Raw genomic sequence first — 7,861 nt, 5'->3', positions numbered from 1 at the left:
GAACTGCGTACCGTCGACCCGACCCCCGTTGGCGATGGCACCGTACATGCGGGCCAGCCCCCGCGCGGTCGCAACCCCGTTCGCTGCAGGCAACTCGGCATCGAGCAACGAGATGTCACCCTGCACGGTGGCCTTCATCCCCGGGAAGTACATCGAACCGAAGCCACCCGAGAACGGCAGAGCGGCGATGCGCGGCGCAATGAAGTTGAAGAGTGGATTCTGCAACCTGCTCTGCGGCCCGATGATCCGTGCGGGTTGCGTCGGCGCGGTAGCGGGTGGCCTACCGAGGTACAGGCCATCGGTATTCAGCGGCTGCGCCAGCTCGGAGCGAATCAGCTCGCGCATCCCCCGGCCGGTAACGGCGCGGGCCAGTCCCGACATCAGCCAGCCGTAGGTCAGCGCGTGGTAGGAGGGCCTGCCCTTCAGCCAACCCATCGGCGCCGCGGCAATTCGTTCCTCCATGAGGAGGTGATCCACGAGGTCGGTCCCGCTCGCGCCGTTCAGCTGCGACAGGCCCGCGCGGTGACCCATGACCTCGCGGACGGTGACACTGGCCTTGCCGTTGGCCGCGAAGGCGGGCCAGAAATCGGCCATCGGCGCGTCGTAGTCAATGAGGCCACGGTCGGCCAGCCGATGAATGACCGTGGAGGCCATGCCCTTCGTGGCCGAGAAGACCATGGGTGCGGTGTCGGCTTCCCATCGCCTGGTTCCCCTGCGATCGGCCCATCCGGTCCACACGTCGACGACCGGCTGACCGTCGAGGTAGACCGCGAGTGCACCGCCGCCGAAGCGGCGTCCAGGAAAGAGTTGGGAGAAGGCCCGCACGGCACATGCGAAATTGGGGTCCGCCGCGCCGCGAACGTTCCCCGGTAGTGCCGCGTCTACGGCACCGTGGGAGAGCGCCGCGCTGCGCTCCCCGTGTATTGCATGGGTCACAATCTACGTAATTTACCTGGAACCCCGGCAAATGTTTGCCCGGGTTACCGATCCGTTAGCGAATCGGCCCGTTGACCGTCACTTGCCGGTCCTCGACGCTCATCCGACGAGGTCGAGGATCTGCTGCGCAGCCAGCGCCGGCGTGAGCGCACCGTCGCGTACCTGCTGTTCGAGATCGGCGCGAATGGCCCTGACGGCGGAGTTGGACGTCACCCTGTCCAGCACGGCGTCGCGCACCATCGACCACATCCACTCGACCTGCTGCCGGCGCCTGCGCGCCTCGAACTCCCCGGCATCGCTGAGTACCCGACGGTGCTTGAGCACCGTGTCCCACAGCTCCGAGAGGCCAGTTCCCTCGAGCGCGCTCATCGTGAGAACCGGTGGGCGCCAAAGGGTATCGCGTGGGTAGAGCAACCTGATCGCCCCGGCCAACTCACGCGCGGCGGACTTGGCCTCGACGGCGTGGCTGCCGTCGGCCTTGTTGACCACGACGACGTCGGCCAACTCGAGAACGCCCTTCTTGATCCCCTGGAGCTGGTCGCCGGTGCGCGCGAGCGTCAGGAACACGAAGGTGTCCACCATGTTGGAGACCGTCACCTCGGACTGTCCGACGCCCACCGTCTCGACGAGGACGACGTCGTAACCCGCCGCCTCGAGCAGGACGATCGTCTCCATGGTGGCCTTGGCAACCCCGCCGAGGGTCCCCGACGTCGGTGACGGCCGGATGTAGGCGTCCGGATGAACGGCCAGACGAGCCATCCGCGTCTTGTCGCCGAGGATGGAACCACCGGTCCTGGTCGACGACGGGTCCACGGCCAGCACGGCCACCCGGTGGCCCAGCTCGATGAGGTACATCCCGAGCGCCTCGATGGCCGTCGACTTGCCCACCCCGGGAACCCCGGTGATGCCGATGTGCACGGCGTTGCCCGCATCGGACGCCAACTCCATCAGCAGCCGTTGGGCCTTCTCCCGATGGTCGGCCCTGGTCGACTCGACGAGGGTGATGGCCCTCGGCAGGGCGGAACGATCGCCGCTGCGGATGGCGTGCGCGAGCTCGGAGGGATCCATCTAGTCGAGGTCGGTTCCCGGGTCGCTTCGCTCCTGCCCTCCGAGCTCGTAGCCCAACCGCTCGGCCAGCTTCTGCAGCAGGCCGATGGCGGCGTCGGCGATGACCGTCCCTGGTGGGAAGATCGCGGTAGCGCCCGCTTCGTACAGCTCTTCGAAGTCACCCGGTGGGATCACACCGCCGACGACGACCATGATGTCGGGCCTGTCGACCTCGGCGAGCGCATCGCGCAGTGCGGGCACCAGCGTGAGGTGGCCGGCGGCCAGCGACGACACCCCCACCACGTGCACGTCGTTGTCCGCGGCTTGGCGCGCCACCTCGTCCGGCGTCGAGAACAGCGACCCGACGTCGACGTCAAAACCGATGTCGGCGAACGCCGTCGCGATCACCTTCTGGCCGCGGTCGTGACCGTCCTGTCCCATCTTCGCGACCAGGATGCGTGGTCGGCGACCGTCCGCCTCGGCGAACTTCTCGACCAGTTCGGTTGCGTGCGTGACGTTGCTGACCTTCCCCACCTCGTCTCGGTAGACGCCCGCGATGGTGCGGATCTCGGCCTGGTGGCGCCCGTAGACCTTCTCCAAGGCGTCGGAGATCTCCCCGACCGTGGCCTTGGCGCGCGCGGCGTCGATCGCGAGCGCCAGCAGGTTGTTGCCGAAGCCGTCTTCCCCAGTATTTCCTGAAGCCCCTGCCGCCCTTGTCAATTCGGCCAGCGCCGCCTGGGTGGCGGTCTCGTCGCGGTCGGCGCGCAGCTGCGCGAGCTTGGCCAGCTGCTCGGTGCGCACCCGGCTGTTCTCGACCTTGAGGACCTCGACCTCCTGATCGGAGTCGACCTGGTACTTGTTGATGCCGATCACCGTCTGAGCGCCGGAGTCGATACGGGCCTGGGTCCGCGCCGCGGCCTCCTCGATGCGCAGCTTGGGGATGCCCTCCGCGATGGCCTGTGCCATGCCGCCGTGCTCGGCAACCTCGGCGATGTGGGCGCGCGCCTTCTCGGCGAGCGCCTGGGTCAGCCACTCCACGTAATACGAACCGCCCCAGGGGTCTATCGGCCGCGTGGTGCCGGACTCCTGCTGCAGCAGCAGCTGGGTGTTGCGCGCGATGCGGGCGGAGAAGTCGGTGGGCAGGGCCAATGCCTCGTCGAGCGCATTGGTGTGCAGCGACTGGGTGTGCCCCTGCGTCGCGGCCATCGCCTCGATGCACGTCCGCGCGACGTTGTTGAACGGGTCCTGCGCCGTGAGCGACCAACCCGACGTCTGCGAATGCGTGCGCAGCGAGAGGGACTTCTCGCTCTTCGGATCGAATTGCCCGACGAGCTCACTCCACAGCAGCCGGCCCGCGCGCAGCTTGGCGACCTCCATGAAGAAGTTCATGCCGATGCCCCAGAAGAAGGACAGTCGCGGCGCGAACTTGTCGATGGACAGCCCCGCGTCCAGGCCGGCCTTGATGTACTCGACGCCGTCGGCCAGCGTGTAGGCGAGCTCCAGATCGGCGGTGGCTCCGGCTTCCTGGATGTGATAACCGGAGATCGAGATCGAGTTGTACTTCGGCATCTTCACGCTGGTGTAGCCGAAGATGTCGGAGATGATCCGCATCGACGCCTGCGGCGGATAGATGTAGGTGTTGCGGACCATGAACTCCTTGAGGATGTCATTCTGGATGGTCCCCGCCAACTTCTCCGGAGGCACCCCTTGCTCCTCGGCGGCGGCGACGTACAGGGCCAAAATCGGCAGCACGGCACCGTTCATGGTCATCGACACCGACACGGTCGACAGGTCGATGCCGTCGAAGAGCTGGCGCATGTCGAGGATGGAGTCGATTGCGACGCCTGCCATTCCGACGTCGCCCGCCACCCGGGGATGGTCGGAGTCGTAACCGCGGTGAGTCGCCAGGTCGAACGCGACCGACAGACCCTTCTGCCCCGCCGCGAGATTGCGACGGTAGAACGCGTTGGACTCGGCGGCCGTGGAGAAGCCGGCGTACTGACGGATGGTCCACGGTTGGTTGACGTACATCGTCGGGTACGGCCCGCGGACGAAGGGTGCGGCGCCGGGGAACGTGTCCAGTGGGTACCCGGCGTCGACCGCGGCGTCGCGGTCGGCGCCGATGTACACCGGGTGGACGTCGATACCCTCCGGGGTGGCCCAAGTGAGTTGGTCGGGGGTGTAGCCGTGCGCGGCCGCGGCGGCCGCGACGTGCTCCGCGACGGCTGACTCGGTGGCGGGTTCTCCCGCACGTTCATCGTGCAGGGGCACGTCGGCAAAGCTGGCGATGGTCCGGGGTGTGACTTCCCGAGCCGCTCCGGCGGCGACATCGGCCTCCGGAGCCGCTCCGGCGGCGACATCGGATGAGGTCATGTCAGGCCCCCAATCGGGTGAGCAGGGTAGACAGCGCGGCGATCGCGTCGATCCTGGCGGTCAGGTATTCGTCGGGGCGGCTCGCTGCATCCCCAAGGGCCTTCGCGGGGCCGGCCAGGTAGACGTGCGAGACACCTGCCTCGCGAGCGGCCTTCACGACGTCCGAGACGTCGGTGGCGTACCGGGCGTCGGTTCCGCAGATCACCGCGGCGACGGGGTGACCCGCAGCCTCCACCGCAGCCGCCACCGCGGTCGCATCCACCGTTCCTGGGTTGACGGTCTCCACGCCGCCGGAAGCCAGTAGGTTCGCGGCGAACGTGGTGCGGACGTTGTGCTCGGACAGCGGGCCGACCGGCAGCAGCAGTGCCTTCGGTCGGGCGCCGGTAGCCGCGAGATGGGCATCGGAGCGGTCGCGCAGCGACTCGAAGCCCGCCGCGTACCTGTCCACGCCCGGAATCGAATCCGTCTGGGGCGAATCGGACTGCGGCAGGGGCGCTTCGGCGAGGTTCGGATATTCGTTGACGCCCGTGAGCGCGGTGCGCCGATGCGCGATGTCGTCGCTGCGGCGGGTCCGCACCTCCGCGATCCTGGCGGCGACGTGGTCGCGGGCCGCCACGAACCCACCCCTGGCCTCGATGTCCTGAAAGTGTTTCCACGCCTCCTCGGCGAGGCGACGGGTCAGGTCCTCGATGAACCACGACCCGCCACCGGGGTCGATGACGCGACCGACGTGTGACTCCTCCAGTAGCAGGAGTTGGGTGTTGCGAGCCATTCGCCGTGCGAAAGTCCTTGCTACACCGGGCAATCCGCCCACGATCGCGCTGTCGAACTCGTACACCTGTACGGAGTCAGCGCCGCCGACGCCTGCACCGAACGCGGCGAGCGTGGTGCGCAGCATGTTCACCCACGGATCCCGCTGAGCCATCATGGGCAGCGACGTGACGGCGTGGATCGTCGCGGCGCCCGCCTCGGGATGGTCCACCACCTCGGCCACCCTGGCCCAGAGTTGGCGCGCCGCCCGCAACTTGGCGATGGTCGTGAATTGATCGTCGTCGGCGCTGTATCGAAACCCGATCTGCCCGAGCGCGTCCGGCACGGCGACGCCCGCGTCGCCGAGTAGACGGAGGTAGGCCACACCCGTCGCGACGGCACCGGCGACCTCCCAGGAGGCACTGGCGCCGAGACCGTGGAAGGTGGCTCCGTCGACGGTCACCGCCCGCACGCCGCCGTCGAATCCCGTTGCCCTTGCCGCCGTGGCGATGACCTCGTCGATCGTCGGCGCGGGCCGACCGGTCAGCGCTGCCGTCAACGGATCTGCGCCGAGGTCGACCGACAGGCCACTGCGCTTGTCGGCGTCGAAGTCGGCCAGCAAGCCAAGCAGTACGTCTGCGGCGGCCGCGTAGTCCGCACCCGCCTCGAGGATCACCGGCACCAGCTCGAGGAAGACGCCCTCGAGCATCCGGTCGAGGTCGGTGACGTCGGCGCCGCCCGAAGCACATCCCGTCGCTGAGCTTGCCCCGTCACCGACTCGCAGCACCAGGGCGCTGACGCCATCGGCCAGCGCGGTCAGGACCGCGTCGTTGCCGTCGGTGACGGCGGACTGTCCCGTCAGCGGAAACGACTCGGCCACCTTCCATCCGGACCTGACGTCGCGCAGCGCGTCGCCGCCACGCACGTAGGGCCACTGACCGGGGAGCGCAGGTTCGGGAAGAGCGTCGAGACCGGTGTAGAGCGGGCGTATCGGAAAGCCGTCGTAGGTGGGCGAATCGAGGAGTCGCTCGGGTTCGGCACCCAGGTCGGCCGGATCCTTGCGGCTGCTCTTCGCCAGCACACCGGCAACTGCGGCGCGCCAGTTCTCGCGATCGGATTCCATGGTGCCGGCGCTGGCACTGGACCCCTGTACGGACACCGGCATCTCCCTGTTGTCGCAGCGTGTGACGAACCACCCGTCCATCAGGCTAAATGATCGCCGTCACGCAATCTGCCGGCGGTAGGGCAACCACGCCCGCGTCAGCCGGGGTCATCGGCGGGAGCCACGTACTCTTGAAAAACGTGAAGCCCGTCGTCAGCACGCTGCGCACGGCCTGTACCGCCGTAATCGCGACGGCCAGGCAGCTCCCGAGGCGCCGCGTCGCGGCCATCACGGGTGTCGCTGTGATTCTCGTCGCACTAGTGCTGCTGGTGCCGCTACCGACCGCGCTTCAGCTGCGCGACTGGGCGACGTCACTCGGTCCGTGGTTCCCACTGGCCTTCCTCGCCGCGCATGTCCTCGTCACGGTCCTTCCGTTCCCGCGGACCGCCTTCACCCTGTCCGCCGGGCTGCTCTTCGGCCCACTGCTCGGCATCGGGATCGCGCTGCTGGCCAGCACGCTGAGCTCCGTCATCGCGTTGTTGCTGGTGCGAGCCGCCGGATGGCAGCTGAACCGGCTCGTGGAGCATCCCCGCGTCGACACCATGAACGCCCGCCTCGAGCGACGCAGTTGGCCGACGGTCCTGTCGATGCGGATGATCCCGGTCGTGCCCTTCTCGGTGCTCAACTACGCCGCGGGCGCGTCGGCGATCCGCGTGCTGCCGTACACGCTGGCCACCGTCGTCGGACTGCTGCCAGGCACCGCGGCCATCGTGGTGTTCGGCGACGCGCTGACCGGCAACGTCAGCCCGCTGCTGCTTCTGATGTCGGTGTGCACCGCAGGCATCGGCATCGCCGGCCTGATCTATGAGATCCGCAGCCATCGACGTCACCACGTGGTCCGACAGGACGACGAGCAGGCAACGGATACGCCTGCGCCCGCCATCACGCCCTGACCGCGGGCCCCTTCACGGTCAGGGTGCCGTACAGGCCGAGGAAGGACGCCGCCGTCACCAGCCCGGGACTCCAGTCCCTGGCCTTGACGTGAAAGGCGACGGCAAACGCGAAGTACACCGTGCACATGAAGGTGGTCAGCCGCGCCAGCGCAGGGAACCGGTACACCGACAGCAGCCCGATCGCGGCGGCCCCCTTCACGATCGGCAGCACCGGCCGAAGGTCCTCGGACAGCCCGACGTCGTCGAGCGCCTTCTTGATCGGCGGGATCTGCAATCCGCACGCCACCGCGTCGCCGGCCTGTATCGCGGCCAGCGCCGCGTACGTCCCCCTGGACGTCAGCGCACTCACTGAGAGCCGTGCCGCGGCGCCTGCTGGCCGTAATCCACCACCGGCGACTGGGCCTGCTGTGACAGCGGCGCGTACTGCCGCGTCGCGTCGATGGCGCCCGAGACCGGAGTCCGCGCCTCGGCGACCGCCTGGGCGACGGCCTGGGCGATCTCGGGATCGGTCTTCGTGTTGAACCACTCGGCGACTTCGGCGGAATCGTCCTCCGGCTTGGGCAGGTCGCCATCGACCGGCGACGGGGTATAGCGGAAGACGCCGTCCTCCCCCGGCGCGCCGAGCATCTTGGTGAAGCCCTGCAGCGCTGCGCCGAAGTCGCTCGGCACGATCCAGACCTTGTTCGCCTCGCCCTTGGCC

At 68.4% G+C, this 7,861-nt stretch carries 6 protein-coding genes and 1 pseudogene; 1 reads left to right on the top strand and 6 read right to left on the bottom strand.

The window, feature by feature from the left end; all coding sequences use genetic code 11:
• The 4 genes from ACRDUX_RS13800 to mutA form a co-directional block, all read right to left on the bottom strand.
• A partial coding sequence (locus tag ACRDUX_RS13800; RefSeq protein WP_526414591.1) for a serine hydrolase domain-containing protein occupies positions 1-936 on the bottom strand: 936 nt, incomplete at its 3' end.
• Positions 937-1,035: 99 nt separating this feature from the next.
• On the bottom strand, positions 1,036-2,004 hold the full coding sequence (meaB, locus tag ACRDUX_RS13795) for a methylmalonyl Co-A mutase-associated GTPase MeaB (protein WP_526414590.1): 969 nt from the start codon (positions 2,002-2,004) through the stop codon (positions 1,036-1,038).
• Entirely contained in the window at positions 2,005-4,356 is a 2,352-nt protein-coding gene (scpA, locus tag ACRDUX_RS13790; RefSeq protein ID WP_526414589.1) for a methylmalonyl-CoA mutase, read from the bottom strand.
• A gap of 1 nt (position 4,357) precedes the next feature.
• A complete protein-coding gene (gene mutA / locus ACRDUX_RS13785; RefSeq protein WP_526414592.1) occupies positions 4,358-6,271 on the bottom strand; it encodes a methylmalonyl-CoA mutase small subunit in 1,914 nt (637 codons plus the stop codon).
• 137 nt (positions 6,272-6,408) lie between these two features.
• Between mutA and ACRDUX_RS13780 the strand changes: the two genes are divergently transcribed.
• Positions 6,409-7,161, top strand: coding sequence for a TVP38/TMEM64 family protein (locus tag ACRDUX_RS13780; RefSeq protein WP_526414588.1), 753 nt, complete (start codon positions 6,409-6,411; stop codon positions 7,159-7,161).
• Here the strand turns inward: ACRDUX_RS13780 and ACRDUX_RS13775 are convergent.
• Both ACRDUX_RS13775 and ACRDUX_RS13770 read right to left on the bottom strand, forming a co-directional pair.
• Positions 7,151-7,510: a DoxX family protein gene (locus ACRDUX_RS13775; RefSeq protein ID WP_526414587.1), complete on the bottom strand. Its 360-nt coding sequence runs from the start codon at positions 7,508-7,510 to the stop codon at positions 7,151-7,153. The genes ACRDUX_RS13780 and ACRDUX_RS13775 overlap by 11 nt on opposite strands.
• Positions 7,507-7,861, bottom strand: a pseudogene (locus tag ACRDUX_RS13770) (SPFH domain-containing protein); the annotation flags it as partial. The pseudogene ACRDUX_RS13770 and the gene ACRDUX_RS13775, both read right to left, overlap by 4 nt.

The sequence above is a fragment of the Mycobacterium sp. genome (assembly GCF_050701675.1).
Taxonomy (GTDB): Bacteria; Actinomycetota; Actinomycetes; order Mycobacteriales; family Mycobacteriaceae; genus Mycobacterium.
This window is presented reverse-complemented; position numbering and strand designations above follow the sequence as displayed.

Bases quoted from the DNA above. Each gene is read 5' to 3' on its own strand.
- scpA (WP_526414589.1), bottom strand. From the start codon at position 4,356: ATGACCTCATCCGATGTCGCCGCCGGAGCGGCTCCGGAGGCCGATGTC.
- meaB (WP_526414590.1), bottom strand. From the start codon at position 2,004: ATGGATCCCTCCGAGCTCGCGCACGCCATCCGCAGCGGCGATCGTTCC.
- mutA (WP_526414592.1), bottom strand. From the start codon at position 6,271: ATGCCGGTGTCCGTACAGGGGTCCAGTGCCAGCGCCGGCACCATGGAA.